The sequence below is a fragment of the Actinomadura sp. 3N508 genome, from assembly GCF_044326375.1.
GTDB lineage: Bacteria > Actinomycetota > Actinomycetes > Streptosporangiales > Streptosporangiaceae > Spirillospora.
Window position 1 is genome coordinate 1,043,304 of record NZ_JBIRAX010000001.1, and the last position, 13,030, is coordinate 1,056,333.

The 13,030-nt window shown below is 70.2% G+C and carries 12 protein-coding genes; 6 read left to right on the plus strand and 6 right to left on the minus strand.

The features are described 5' to 3' along the window. Nucleotides 1-34 precede the first annotated feature (34 nt). A complete protein-coding gene (locus ACH34S_RS04760; protein WP_395951125.1) occupies nt 35-445 on the plus strand; it encodes an HIT family protein in 411 nt (136 codons plus the stop codon). 667 nt (nt 446-1,112) lie between these two features. On the opposite strand, the gene ACH34S_RS04765 is transcribed toward ACH34S_RS04760, so the two are convergent. Both ACH34S_RS04765 and pcrA read right to left on the minus strand, forming a co-directional pair. Beyond that, nucleotides 1,113-2,342 (minus strand): DUF222 domain-containing protein, encoded by a 1,230-nt coding sequence (locus ACH34S_RS04765; protein ID WP_395951126.1) that lies wholly within the window; start codon nt 2,340-2,342, stop codon nt 1,113-1,115. A 465-nt stretch (nt 2,343-2,807) separates the two neighbouring features. Further along, nucleotides 2,808-5,063 (minus strand): DNA helicase PcrA, encoded by a 2,256-nt coding sequence (gene pcrA / locus ACH34S_RS04770; protein WP_395951127.1) that lies wholly within the window; start codon nt 5,061-5,063, stop codon nt 2,808-2,810. A gap of 404 nt (nt 5,064-5,467) precedes the next feature. Here pcrA and ACH34S_RS04775 point away from each other — a divergent pair, with 404 nt between their 5' ends. Beyond that, complete coding sequence (locus ACH34S_RS04775; RefSeq protein WP_395951128.1) at nt 5,468-6,940, plus strand: hypothetical protein; 1,473 nt, start codon at nt 5,468-5,470, stop codon at nt 6,938-6,940. Nucleotides 6,941-6,975: 35 nt separating this feature from the next. Continuing rightward, nucleotides 6,976-7,272 carry a protealysin inhibitor emfourin gene (locus ACH34S_RS04780; RefSeq protein ID WP_395951129.1) on the plus strand — a complete coding sequence of 99 codons (297 nt, stop codon included), beginning with the start codon at nt 6,976-6,978 and terminating at the stop codon, nt 7,270-7,272. Nucleotides 7,273-7,310: 38 nt separating this feature from the next. On the opposite strand, the gene dhaM is transcribed toward ACH34S_RS04780, so the two are convergent. The 3 genes from dhaM to dhaK are packed head-to-tail and all read right to left on the minus strand — an operon-like array spanning nt 7,311 to nt 9,393. Next, nucleotides 7,311-7,697 carry a dihydroxyacetone kinase phosphoryl donor subunit DhaM gene (gene dhaM / locus ACH34S_RS04785; RefSeq protein ID WP_395951130.1) on the minus strand — a complete coding sequence of 129 codons (387 nt, stop codon included), beginning with the start codon at nt 7,695-7,697 and terminating at the stop codon, nt 7,311-7,313. After that, nucleotides 7,697-8,401, minus strand: a complete 705-nt coding sequence (dhaL, locus tag ACH34S_RS04790; RefSeq protein ID WP_395951131.1) for a dihydroxyacetone kinase subunit DhaL — start codon at nt 8,399-8,401, stop codon at nt 7,697-7,699. Before dhaL ends, dhaM begins: the two co-directional genes overlap by 1 nt. After that, nucleotides 8,398-9,393, minus strand: a complete 996-nt coding sequence (gene dhaK, locus ACH34S_RS04795) for a dihydroxyacetone kinase subunit DhaK (RefSeq protein WP_395951132.1) — start codon at nt 9,391-9,393, stop codon at nt 8,398-8,400. The genes dhaL and dhaK overlap by 4 nt, the downstream gene beginning before the upstream one ends. Nucleotides 9,394-9,560: 167 nt before the next feature. Between dhaK and ACH34S_RS04800 the strand changes: the two genes are divergently transcribed. The 3 genes from ACH34S_RS04800 to ACH34S_RS04810 all read left to right on the plus strand — a co-directional run bounded on the left by ACH34S_RS04800 (nt 9,561) and on the right by ACH34S_RS04810 (nt 12,096). Beyond that, nucleotides 9,561-10,244 carry a PIG-L deacetylase family protein gene (locus ACH34S_RS04800; RefSeq protein WP_395951447.1) on the plus strand — a complete coding sequence of 228 codons (684 nt, stop codon included), beginning with the start codon at nt 9,561-9,563 and terminating at the stop codon, nt 10,242-10,244. A gap of 151 nt (nt 10,245-10,395) precedes the next feature. Next, nucleotides 10,396-10,923, plus strand: coding sequence for an SRPBCC family protein (locus ACH34S_RS04805; protein WP_395951133.1), 528 nt, complete (start codon nt 10,396-10,398; stop codon nt 10,921-10,923). A gap of 210 nt (nt 10,924-11,133) precedes the next feature. Further along, nucleotides 11,134-12,096, plus strand: coding sequence for a serine hydrolase (locus tag ACH34S_RS04810; RefSeq protein ID WP_395951134.1), 963 nt, complete (start codon nt 11,134-11,136; stop codon nt 12,094-12,096). Nucleotides 12,097-12,178: 82 nt separating this feature from the next. Here the strand turns inward: ACH34S_RS04810 and ACH34S_RS04815 are convergent, their stop codons facing one another. Then, entirely contained in the window at nt 12,179-12,817 is a 639-nt protein-coding gene (locus tag ACH34S_RS04815) for a DUF4190 domain-containing protein (protein WP_395951135.1), read from the minus strand. Nucleotides 12,818-13,030 lie beyond the last annotated feature (213 nt).

The following is a 13,030-nucleotide window of genomic DNA, read 5'->3' on the forward strand; positions in this document are numbered from 1 at the left end:
CCCCTACTGCCTGGCTCTGGCAGTGTCGCCTGCCATGGAATGCATCTTCTGCGACTTGATCAAGTCGGATATCGCGCGCTGGATCACACGTGGCCGCTCCATCGCCGCGTTCGCGCCGCTTAGTCCTCTAGCCCCCGGACATACGCTGGTCATTTCCATCGACCACTACACCGATATTTTTGATACACCGCCCGGCCCGCTCGCCGATGCCATGGCCCTGGTCCAGCGCCTGGCCACGGTGATGCGCACCGCGTTGAGTGCGGGCGGCGTGAACGTACTTCATGCCAGCGGCCCAGGCTCAGAGCAATCGGTTCCGCATCTGCACTTCCATGTGGTCCCGCGCTGGCCGGACGACGGATTCTCGACCTGGCCGACCGGACGGTCCCACCACCCCATCGCCTCCGATCCGATCGCACTGCTGGCCGACGCACTGAAGGACGGCTAAGCGCCAAGGAGCAAATCACCACGGCCCGGCAGCGACACCGACTGCCGCCGGACACCGAACTCCTGGCTACCGACGATCTGACCCACTGACCCACTGACCTGCAGCAACGCGACCACCGTCGGCGTCTCAAGTCCTGTCACACGGCGATCGGCTAGCGACTCGCCCCCAAGCCCGAGTCCGAGCCCGAGCCGGGCCGTGATCGAATGCCGCCTTGCCTCATGAACGTCAGTCAGCCCGCTTCGGCGGCGCTGGACCAGGCGAGGTGGACGCTCGCACACGACTGAGGCCCACTTCGAAGCACGCACGTGCTAGTGATCCGGTCCAGCCCCCAGAGCCCGTCACATGGGTCGGGTAGCGCTCCCTGGCAGGCGGTACCTGTCACGTTGGTTGCGACCAGAGCGCGTCGGTGATTCGTCACAGTGGAGAGATTTCCGAGACGCCGTTGAGGTCGGATCCGAAGGTGAAGCGCGTGGACGTATGCCTCGGAAGCTCTGGACGCTCCCGCGACCACCAATGTCAGATGAGACGTCCGCCAGTAGGGAGCAGGGAGCCCCGACTCGCTACAGCGATAAGAAGGCTGGCTGACTGCCCGTCGGATAGCCCTTCACAGGCAGGTCGCTTGAGATTGCGACTGCACGCCGGGGAGTCGCTGGGGGGCGGGCGGTTGTTAGGCGGCTTGGGCGAGGTGGACGGGTGGCCCATGCGCGTCCGGTGGTGGGAGAACGCGGTAGATGTAGCGTCCGGTGCTGTCACGGACGATGTTCATCTGCTCGGCGTTGGTGTGCTTGAAGCGGTTGTGCCACCCGCAGCACAGGGCGAGCCGGTCGATGTCGGTCGGTGAGCCGAGGGCCCAGCCGGTGACGTGATCCACCTCGCACAGGGTGCCGGGCACCTCACACCCCTGCACCGCGCACGTCGGATACAGGGTTTCGAGGACCTGGCGTTGCGCGGGGGTGGCGAACCGGACCCGCTGGCCCAGATACAACGGCACATGGCCGCGCCCGAGGATCAGGGGTGAGACGCCCGCGCTGAGGGCGATGCGGCGGACGTGTGCGGCGGGGATGGGGGTGCCGTCGGTGAGGCGGCCGGGGGTAGTGCCGCCGGTGAGGGTGTCCAGATCGCAGATCACGGTGACCTTGGTGGCGCGGTGCCCGCCCGCCAGCACACTCGTCAGCGCTGCGGCCGTCCGCTCGGACAGATCACGGCGGTCATCGGTCCCGGCGGGTTTGGCCAGCGGTGCGAGGGTGCCGTCCCAGACGGCGGCGTCCTCGGCGTTCAGCCAGCCCTTCACATAACGGCCACCGTCCAGAGAACGGGTGGAGGTGACCCAGGACCGCTCATACCCGCGCCGCGACTCGGCATCAGGCTTGTCGGTGCCGTCACGTTCAGCGATCACATCCCGGATACGCCGCCCGAACGAGGCGACCTTCCCGGCCGAGAACCCCTGCCCGACCATATCGAGCAGCAGGCTCTCCGCGGTCGCGCAGTCCGCGTCGTCCAAACGCGCGACGGCGTCGGCGACGGTCGATGCATACCCGTAGGACAGCTCCCCGGCGGCGAGCCCTGCCGTGACGCGGGGGAGGCGGTGGCGTTGCCGGGCCAGGGTGACCCGCTCTTTGGCGCGGGTGTCGCGCATGCCCAGGCGGGTGCGCAGCCACGCTTGGGTGGAGGGCAGGCCCCACCGCCGCATCTCCCCCGAGGCGTCCACCCGCCCGATCAACGCGGCCAGCGCGCTTTCCTGCCGGTCGGTCGCGGCCGCCAACGATTCGGCGATGTGCATGCAGGCGGCGGGTGAGTCGGGGGCGTCGCGCTGGGCGAGTTCGTGGGTGATCTGCGCGATGGCGTTCACCAATTCCATGGTGGACGCTGCTGCGAGATCAACCTCAACCGAACCCATATCCAAAGAATATCAAGTAATGGGGTGGCTACGCACCGAATACGGGTTGGGTTTTTGTCACCGATTGGATAGTCGGAGTCAAGTGAGACCGGAACCGTATTCTGGCGGGCACCGGTTTCCAAGACTGCTTCTTCCCCTTTTTTCGATTTTGGGGACTTGGGGGGGTGGGGTGGCGCGTCGGGCGGGGGGCAGGCGGAGCCTGCCCGACGTAAGCTGCGCCTAGGGGCCGTAGAGGCTCCGAAGTCAAGGGTGGGACGGAGTCCCATCGCGAAGCGACGCCGAAGGCGCCCTTGACTTTGGAGGGGCGGCCCCGTACGCAGCGCCACCCCACCCCGAACCCTAGAACACTAAAACACTAGAACCACAACATTAGAACACAACACAGAAAACAACACAGAACACAACGTAGGAAACCACCTAGAAAAACATAGAACAAAGACGCTCAGGCCCTTTGAAACTTAAAGGCTAGAGCTTCTCGATGGTGGCGTAGCGGAGGACTAGCGTCCGGACGCCGTAGTCGCCGCCGAAGTCGACGCTGGCCTTTTGGCCGCCGTCGTAGACGGAGACGACCGTGCCCAGGCCGAAGGCGTCGTGGGTTACCTTGTCGCCGGGCGCGAGAGACGGAACAGGGCGGTTGCCAGGCGACCGGACGCCCGGCCTGGACGCCATTTGAGCCATGGCCGAACCAGACGTCGACGACGCCTCGCGCTCCCAGTCCACCAGCGTCTTCGGCACTTCTCCGAGGAATCGCGACGGCGGGTTGACCTGTGGCGCGCCCCATGCGCTGCGCATCGCGGCACGCGACAGGTACAGCCGTTGCCGAGCGCGCGTGATGCCGACGTAGGCGAGACGGCGTTCCTCTTCCAGTTCCTTCGGGTTGCTCATGGCACGCAGGTGCGGGAAGACGCCGTCCTCCATGCCCGTGAGGAAGACGACGGGGAACTCCAGGCCCTTGGCGGTGTGCAGCGTCATCAGCGTGACGACGCCGCCCTCCGTCTCTTCCGGCTGTTCACCGGGCGGGACCGGGCCACCCTTCGCGCCGCCCGGGATTGAGTCGGCGTCGGCGACCAACGCCACCTGTTCCAGGAACTCAGGGAGACGGCCCTCGGCGGGCTCGCCATCCAACCGCTCCTCGAATTCCCGCGCGACGGCTTCAAGTTCGTGCAGGTTCTCTACGCGGGTCTCGTCCTGCGGGTCTTTGGACGCCTGCAGTTCAGCCAGGTATCCGCTCGCCTTCAAAATCTCGGCGACCAAGTCCGCGGGCGTCAGCGACTCGGCAGCGGCGCGCAGCTCGTCCAGCAGGACCACGAAGTCGCGGACGGCGTTGATCGAGCGGGTCGCCATGCCGGGCACGTCCTCGGGCACCCGCAGCGCCTGCCAGAACGAGATGCGCTCGCGGGACGCGTACGCCTCGACGCACGCCTCGGCGCGGTCGCCGATTCCGCGTTTCGGGACGTTCAGGATGCGGCGCAAGGAAACGGCGTCTTCGGGGTTGGCGAGGCAGCGCAGGTAGGCGAGCGCGTCGCGGATCTCCTTGCGCTCGTAGAAGCGGACGCCGCCGACGACCTTGTACGGCAGGCCGACGCGGATGAAGACCTCTTCAAAGACGCGGGACTGCGCGTTGGTGCGGTAGAAGACGGCGACGTCGCCGGGGCGGGCGTCGCCGTCGTCGCTGAGGCGGTCGACCTCGCGGGCGACGAACGCGGCCTCGTCGTGTTCGTTGTCGGCGACATAGCCGGTGATCTTGTGGCCTTCGCCCTGGTCGGACCAGAGTTTCTTCGGCTTGCGGTCGGCGTTGCGCTCGATGACGGCGTTGGCGGCCGACAGGATCGTCTGCGTGGAGCGGTAGTTCTGTTCCAGCAGGATGGTCGTGGCTTCTGGGTAGTCGCGCTCGAATTCCAGGATGTTGCGGATCGTCGCGCCGCGGAAGGCGTAGATCGACTGGTCGGCGTCGCCGACGACGCACAGTTCGGCCGCGCCGATGCCCTCGACGGGGGCGGTCAGCTCGCGGACGAGTTCGTACTGCGCGTGGTTCGTGTCCTGGTACTCGTCGACCATGACGTGCCGGAACCTGCGCCGGTAGTGCTCGGCGGCCTCGGGGAAGACCTGCAGCAGGTTGACCGTCATCATGATCAGGTCGTCGAAGTCCATGGCGCCGGCCTGCTGGAGCCGCGCCTGGTACATCTCGTACGCCTCGGCGAGCGTCTGCTCCATGTGCGTGGACGCCCGCGCCTTGAAGGTCTCGTAGTCGATCAGCTCGTTCTTCAGGTTCGACACCTGCGCGCTGAACGCCTTCGGCGGGTACCGCTTCGGGTCGAGGTCGAGCTCGCGGCAGACGAGCGCCATGAGGCGGTTCGCGTCGGCCTGGTCGTAGATCGAGAAGCTGGTCGGGAAGCCGAGCCGCTTGGCCTCGCGGCGCAGGATGCGCACGCACGCCGAGTGGAACGTCATCACCCACATGGCACGCGAACGCGGGCCGACCAGCGCGTCCACCCGTTCCTTCATCTCGGCCGCGGCCTTGTTGGTGAAGGTGATCGCGAGGATCTGGCCGGGGTGCACCTCCCGCTCGCCGAGCAGGTGGGCGATGCGGTGGGTCAGGACCCGGGTCTTGCCCGATCCGGCGCCCGCGACGATCAGCAACGGCCCACCGGAGTGCAGCACGGCCTCGCGCTGCTGCGGATTGAGCCCGTCGAGCAAGGGGTTGGCTTCGGTCTTCGACATCACGTGCGAGTCTACGGCTCCACACCGACGATTTCGGCGTCTCCACTCCCCCGCACCCCGATCGCGCCTACCCGACCCGCACCTGCACGACTCCGCGGCTTGTCACCCCCCTTGGCAACATGTGGACGTCCCGCGGCAGCATGTGGACAGATGACAGGCCTTTTGAACCCCCTGGCTTGACTCGATCTCCTGACCGGCGGAGCGTTTGGCGCGACGGGGCGGACACGACCCGCCGGACCCGGCCGGCCCGTACTCCAGAGCCACACGGCGCGCGCCGTACACAGAGCACCGCCTCCAGCGGCGTATAGCGAACGCCATGCATACAGCAGGCTCGGACAGGCGTGTCCACCCCCGGGAGCGCAGGGTCAACAGGGACTCGCGCACCGTAAAGGGAGGTGGCTTCGATGACGATCCACCAGCAAGACTTCCAGGAGAGCCAGACCGCCGGAGCGACGCAGATCGAGGTGCCGGCACAACGTCCGGGACCGGTGTCCCGGACCGCCGCGCTGCGCGGGGCGGTCCCGGCGGCTCCGCAGGCCGTCCCCCGGCCGGTGCCCGTCCCGGTGCCGGTGCGGACCGGTCACCGCTTCCTGATCTACAAGCAGGACCCGTCGGTCACCGAGCTCGGCGCGCGGCTGGCCTACGTCCCGACCGTGGTGCTGAACGGGCCGACGGACGCGCGGGTCCGGACGGAGATGCAGGGCGTCACCCCGGTGGCCCGCAACGTCAACGGCGACTTCGTGTTCGCCCCCGGCACCCCGCAGTTCGACTGCGCGCACACGTTCGCGGTCGTCCGGCAGGCCATCGCCATGTACGAGCGGCACAACGGCGGCAACCCGATCCCGTTCGCGTGGAACGTGGGCGGCAACACCGACCGCCTCTCGGTGTTCCCGCGTGCCGGGGTCGGCGCGAACGCGTTCTACAGCCGGACGGCGAAGGCGCTGAAGTTCCTGTTCTTCACCCCGGAGGGGCAGCCCCCGACGCGGGTCGTCCACACCTGCCGGTCGTTCGACATCGTCGCGCACGAGACGGGCCACGCGCTCCTCGACGGGCTCAAGCCGGGCTGGCTGTCGGCGGCCGGGCCGCCGCAGACGGGCGGGCTGCACGAGTCGTTCGGCGACCTCACGGCGATCTTCCTGGCGCTGGCGCAGCCGGACCAGGCGGAGGCGCTCGTCGCGCTCACCAAGGCGAACCTGCACGACAAGTCGTTCCTGGCGGACGTCGCCGAGGAGTTCGGCCGGGCGCTCGGCATGCCGGGCGGGCTGCGCAACGCCGACAACGACCTCAAGCTCAGCCAGGTCGGCAACGAGGTGCACGCGATCTCGCAGGTGTTCACGGGCGCGATCTACGACGTGCTCGCGGACGTCTTCGCGTTCGAGATGGCGCGGCAACGGCGCACCAAGGACCCGTCGGTCGTGCTGATCGAGACGGCGTCCGCGCTGTGCCGGCTGGTGTTCGACGCGATCGTGGCGGCCCCGGCGACCGGCGCGCGGTACGTGGACGTGGCGAACAAGATGCTGCAGATCTCGGCGAGCCGCAGCGACCCGGCGATCTACCGCACGTTCATCCGCAACCGGTTCGCCGTCCGGGAGGTCACGACGGCGGTGACGCCGCTGACAGACCTGATGAGCGGCCGGATGAAGATGACGGAGGCCGACTACACCGGCGACGGGCACGACGTCACGGAGGTCGACGCGCTCGACGAGCTGTCGGCGAGCCTGCGGGCCGAGCAGGACAGGTCCCGCTGCTGCGGGACGATGCAGATGCCCGAGTATCAGGTCGTCGACGCCGAAAAGCTGGCCAAGCGCGGGTCGCTGGAGGACGATGACATCCTCCGTGATGATCTCGACGAGTTGCGCCGGGCCTTCAGCAAGTAGGCGGCAGGAGAACCGGCGGGAAGGTGCGGCAGGACATGCGCGTGAAGATCGAAAGAACCGGCGGATTCGCCGGCCTTGAAGAGCTCGTCGCGCTGTACGACCTCGCCGACCTTCCCGCCGGGCGGGCCGAGCGCGTCCGGGAGGCGCTGGACGCGCTCGACGCCGCACGGGAGCGCGGTGACGAGGGCCGCAACATCGGTGCCGACCTTTTCGTCTACCGGATCAGCGTCGAGGACGAGCCCGGCGGGAAGATCCGCGTGTACGAGGTGCAGGAAGACCCGATGGGTGATTCGTCGCTCCTCGACGTCCTCCTCAACGCCGCGTCCGAGTAGGACCCTCCGTCCCGTCCCGTCCCGTCCCAGGCCCCGGGTCAGTGGGTTTTCCGGTGGTCGTAGGCGGATTCCGCGGCGGCTCGCACGGCGGCCAGGTCCGCGCCGGTCGCGGCCAGGGAGGCCGCGGCGATCGCGCCCTCGACCAGCGGCGCGTCCGCGAGCAGCAGGTCCTCGCCGCCGGCGTCCTCGATGAGCATCCTGGCGGTGAGGACGGAGCTGCCGATGTCGGCGAGCAGCAGCACGCCGTCGCCGCCGTCCGCCGCCGCGACGGCGGTCTCGACGAGGTCGATGCTTGTGCCGAGCCGTCCTTCCAGGTCGCCGCCGGCGGGCTCCACGACCGCCTTGCCGACGCCCATCGAGCGGGCCACCTCGGCGACGCCCTCCGCGAGCGTCCGGCTGTGGGAGATGATCACGATCCCGACCATCACCCCTCCCCCGTGACATCGGCCAGCGCGCGCAGGATCAGGGCGGTGGAGGCCGCGCCGGGGTCCATGTGCCCGACGCTTCGCGGGCCCAGGTAGCTGGCACGGCCTTTGCGCGCCTGCATGGGGACGGTCGCTTCGGCGCCCGCCGCCGCGGCGTCGGCGGCGGCGCGCACGCAGGCCGCGAGGCCGGAGCCGGCCGCGAGGGCGGTCTCGTAGGCCGCGACGGCCGGGGCGAGCGCGTCGATCATCGTCTTCTCGCCCTCCGCCGCCTTTCCGAGGTTCTGGACGCTGTCCAGCGCGGCCCGGAGCGCGGTGCCGAGCGCGGCTGCGTCCACCCCGGCGCCGTTGGGGGCGGTGTCGGAACCGGCGTCGAGGGCGGCGTCAGGGGCGGCTTCGCCTAGGGCCTTGCCGGCGCGGCGCAGGGCCGTCCCGTAGAGGGGGCCGGACGCGCCGCCCGTCTTGGACAGGATGGCCAGGCCCGCGGCGACCAGCACCTTGTCCGGCGAAGCGTCGCCGGGGAGCGTCCCGCCTGACACGGCCTCGGTGGCGGCGCGGAAGCCGCGGTCGAGGTTGTGGCCGTGGTCGCCGTCGCCGATGGCCGCGTCCAGCCGGGTGAGCCGGTCGACGTCGGCGGAGATCAGGTCGGCGGCGTGCCTGATCCAGGACACGAGGTCCGCGACGTTCATGGAGTCGCCCGCGTTCATCGGCCCCACCGCAGCCCGGGCGTCTCGACGGGGGCGTCCCAGAGGCGGGTCAGCTCCGGCGTCAGGCGGCACACGCTGATCATGCATCCGGCCATCTCCAGGCTCGTCACGAACGGCCCGACCAACCGGCGGGCGACGGTCGCGCCGTGCCCGTCCAGCCATTCGGCCGCGGCCGCGTAGGCGACGTACTGCTCGATGAGCGGGGTCCCGCCCATGCCGTTGACCAGCACCAGCACCTCGGACCCCGACAGCGGCATGTCGGCGTCGATCGCGCTCAGCGCCGCGTCCACGATCTCCACGGCGGTGCCGGCCTTGACCCGCTCGCGGCCCGGCTCGCCGTGGATGCCGATGCCGAGCTCCATCTCGTCCTCGCCCAGCTCGAACGTGGGCGCCCCGGAGGCCGGCACGGTGCAGGACGACAGCGCCACGCCGAACGACCGGCTGCGCTCGTTCACCTCGCGCGCCACCGCCGCCACGGCGGCGAGGCCGGCGCCCTCCTCGGCGAGCGCACCGGCGATCTTCTCGGCGAACAGGGTGGCGCCGGTGCCGCGCCGCCCGGCGGTGAACGTGCTGTCCTCGACGGCGACGTCGTCGTCCACGATGACGGAGGTGACCTCGATGTCCTCGTCCTCGGCCAGCTCGGCGGCCATCTGGAAATTCATTACATCGCCTGTATAGTTTTTCACTAGATGGACGACGCCGGCGCCGCCGTTCACCGCCATCGTCGCCGCGACGATCTGGTCCGGCACCGGAGAGGTGAAGATCGCGCCGCAGCAGGCCGCGTCGAGCATCCCGTGGCCGACGAATCCGGCGTGCAGCGGCTCGTGCCCGGACCCGCCGCCCGACACCAGGGCGACCTTCCCGGCGCGCGGCGCGTCCGCCCGCACGACCGTCCCGACGTCCGGGTCGACCTTCAGCGAGGGATGCGCGGCGGCCAGGCCGCGCAGCGCGTCGGTGACCACGTCCGCCGGGGCGTTGATGAGTTTGCGCATGTATCAGCTCTACCCTGGCGTGGGCGGACGTCCCAGACCCAATCACCGATCATCCCCATATAGATCTCTGCTGATCTCCGGGTGTACCAGTTACGGTTCAGAGTCCTTACAGTTGAAACGTGACCGATGTTCTGGACGACGGCGAGCTGCAGCGGATCCTGGCAGTGATGGCGCATCCCGACGATGTCGACTTCGGCGCCGCCGGAACGGTGGCGGGCTGGACGGACCGGGGCATCGAGGTCGTGTACCTCATGGTCACCGACGGCGACGCGGGCGGGTTCGACGACGGGATCACGCGCGCGGAGATGGGCGTGCTGCGGCGCGAGGAGCAGCGCGCGGCGGCCAAGTGCGTCGGGGTGAGCGACGTCCGGTGGCTCGGCTATCCGGACGGGCGCGTCGAGGCCACGCTGGAGCTGCGCCGCGACATCGCGCGCGTCATCCGGCAGGTGCGGCCGGACCGGGTGCTGATGCCGAGCCCGGAACGCAACTACGAGCGGATCTATCCGAGCCACCCCGACCACCGGGCGGTCGGCTCGGCCGCGCTCGACGCCGTCTACCCGGACGCGCGCAACCCGTACGCGTTCCCCGAGCTGCTCGCCGACGAGGGCCTCGGCGCCTGGACGGCGCGCGAGGTGTGGTTCACCGGCGGGCCCACCGCGAACCACTACGTCGACATCACCGAGCGGTTCGACCGGAAGGTGAACGCGCTGCGGGCGCATGCCAGCCAGACCGGGCACATGGGCGACGAGCTGCCGGAGATGCTGCGCGGCTGGCTGACGGGCAACGCCGCCGCGGCCGGGTTGCCGGCGGGCCGGCTGGCCGAGTCGTTCCAGGTCATCGACACCGCCTGAGCGGGCCGCCCGAGCGGGCCGCCCGCGCAAGTGATCGACGTTGCCGGAGCGGGTGATCGACGGTCATCACTCGTCAAATATGTTCACTCACGCGCCGTAATGAAGAGCAGATCGGGCATGTACCCCATGTGACGGAACTCGGGGGGTTGACATGCCGCAGGGGAGCGACGGGGCTCGGGAGGGCGACGGGGCGCAGGAGGTCGAGGCCACCGCCACCTCCCGCGCCGCGCCGGACGTGATCTTCAAGCATCTGTGCGTGCCGGAGGCGTGGGCCGAGTGGGGCGGGTTCTGGACGCGCGCGAGGCGGGAGTCCGCGGGCGAGGAGCATCCGAACGGGATCGGGGCCGTCCGGTACGTCCCGGCGCGGCGCGAGGAGGTCGTGGCCTGGGATCCGCCGCGGCACTACGGGTACACCGCGCTCGCGAGCTACCCGGCGCTCGTCGCGTGCCTGGTGCTCGCCGCGCCGCCGACGCGCCGCTTCCGGGCCGACGTCCTGCTGGAGCCGCACGCCGCGGGCACGCTGATCCGCTGGCGCGGCGCGTTCCACGGGTTCCCGGGCACCGGCTCGCTGACCCGGGCGCTGCTGCGCCGCCGGTTCGGCGCGTACGCCCGCCGCGTGGCGCGGCATTCCGAGCACTGCGAACCCGGCTGCCCGGCCCGCCTGCCCGGCGCCCTGTGACCGGCGCGCTGACCTGCGCCTTGTGACCGCCGCGCTGACCTGCGCCCTGTGAGCGAGGCGCTGTGATCGGCGCCCTTTGACCGCCGCGCTGACCGGCGCTCGCCGACCTGCGGCGGCGCCTGCTGATCTGCGGCGGCGCCGTGCAGCAGCGCGGTTTCGCGGAGAAGCCCCGCATGAGTCGGGGGAAGTCGCACGAATTCGGGGGGATCGATGCGACGCCATATCATCGCGCTCGCCGTCGCGGCGGGCGCCACCGGGGCGGGACTCACCGTCCACCAGCTCGTCTCCGACGTGCCGCAGCGCAAGGGCGCCGTCATGGGCGCCACGCAGTCGATCGGGAGCCCGGCGGCCGGACGCGGAGCGGACGTGGCCGGGGCCCGGCCGTTCGACCGGGCGGGGCTGCGCCGGACCGTCCGGGCCTACCTCGGGGGGCGTCCGGGCAAGGCGGGCGTGATGGCCACCGACCTGCGCACGGGCCTGTCCTTCGGGGAGAACGAGAAGGGCGACTTCGTCAGCGCCAGCGTCATGAAGGTCGACATCCTGGCGAGCCTGCTCCTGCAGCGGCAGCAGCGCGCCGGCCGGGGCCCGGCGACCGGCGGCGGGCGCGGGCTGAACCCGGCGAGCGGGGAGCGCGACCTGGGGCTGTCGGACGGCCAGCGCGATCTGGCGAGCCAGATGATCCGGGAGAGCGACAACACGGCGGCGGACGCCCTGTACTCGGCCGCGGGTCTCAGCGCGGGCGTCCGGAAGGCCAACAAGCGGTTCGGGATGACGGACACGAAGCCGTTCGCCACGTCGTGGGGGTCGTCCTGGACGAGCCCGGCCGACCAGGTCCGGCTGCTCACGAACCTGACGTCGGACAGGAGCCCGATCGAGGCGTCCGGCCGCCGGTACATCCTCGGCCTGATGGGCTCCGTCGTGGCCGAGCAGGCGTGGGGCATCAGCGCGGCGGCGCTTCCGGGCGAGCGGGTGGCGCTGAAGAACGGGTGGACGCCGGTCCACGACCAGGGGAACGGCTGGGCGGTGAACAGCATCGGCCGCATCACCGGACGCGATCACGACTTCCTCATCGCGGTGTGCAGCGGCGACAGCCCGACCATGGAGGCCGGGGTGGCCACGGTCGAGCACGTCTCGGACATGGTGGTGGACGCCCTGCGCGTCTCACGTCCCTAGACCTCGCGTCCCTAGAACTCGGGCGTGGTCCGGAGGTTCGGGCCAGGCGGCGGGCCGGCCGCCCAGCGAAGGAACCGGTCCGTCAGCCGCGGAGGGGGCGGGTGAGCTTCTTGCCCTCGGTGGCGTGCACGACGACGCAGGTGACATCGCGCTTGCCCGACATCCACAGCTCGAGCGTCGGGTAGTACATGGAGGTGGCGAGCGAGTTGGCCGCCGGGTCGCGGCTGATCTTGCCGCCGATGCGCTTCTGGCAGCCTTCCTCGGCCAGCCGGCTCAGCTGGTTCTCCGACGGCAGGATGTCGCCGGGCAGCTTGAAGACGGCCAGCACCTCGCCGTGGTGCGGCCCCTGGCACGGGACGATCTTGACGCTCTCGACCTCGACGGACTCGCCGGTGGTGTTGGAGGCGACCTTGTCGTCGTTGATGCAGTCGCCGACCTTCATCGTCTGCACGCCGACCTCCTGCGGCTTGGTCTGCCCGGGAGTGGGGCGGGCCGTGCCGGGGTTGCCGATCGTGGACGTACCGGAGCCGGAGTCGCGCAGCGCGAAGCCGGCGATGCCGCCGCCGACGAGCCACAGGCACGACAGGATGATCCCGGCGATCGCGAGACCGCGGCCCTTGCCGCCGCGCTCCCCGATCTGCTTGAGGGAGATGACCCCGAGGACGAGGCCGACGATGCCGAAGCAGCCGAGCAGGCCGGTGACGAAGGCGGCGATGGCCATGCCGTTGGTCTTGCCGTCCTGGGACTGCCGTCCGTAGTCGGAAGGACCAGGCGGGCCGGGCGGGCCGGGTTGTCCTGGTTGTCCGGGCAGGGGCGGCGGCGGGTAGGCCCCGGGTCCGCCCGGGGCGGGCGGAGGTTGGAACGGATCATGTGGAGCAGGACCGGGTTGTCCGGGTCCGGGGGGATAGCTCATGAAAAGGGACTGTCCCACACC